The following is a 279-nucleotide window of genomic DNA, read 5'->3' on the forward strand; positions in this document are numbered from 1 at the left end:
ACATTAGTAATCGTAAGCTGATGGGAAATTCTTTNTACCAACATTAAGTGTGTTTTCAAGTTTCATCATTACATTACGTTCGGTTTCTTTTAGGTCATATTCTTGTGTAAGTTTTATCCAATCACCGTTTAAATACTGAGCATCAATCCAAATACTAAAGGGATATTCTTTATATAAGAAATTATCGATTCCATGTCTAATCTAACTGCATTTTTGATAATTGGAGATTTCGGCAATAATATATTGAATGTATCAGTAGGAATTTCTGTATTTGCTATA

1 pseudogene is annotated in these 279 nt (G+C 29.5%); it reads right to left on the reverse strand.

What is annotated here, in order from left to right:
- Positions 1–35: 35 nt before the first annotated feature.
- Positions 36–279 (reverse strand): annotated as a pseudogene (locus ASU02_RS26950) (GNAT family N-acetyltransferase); the annotation flags it as partial.

It is taken from the genome of Cytobacillus praedii (assembly GCF_001439605.1).
Taxonomy (GTDB): Bacteria; Bacillota; Bacilli; order Bacillales; family Cytobacillaceae; genus Cytobacillus; species Cytobacillus praedii.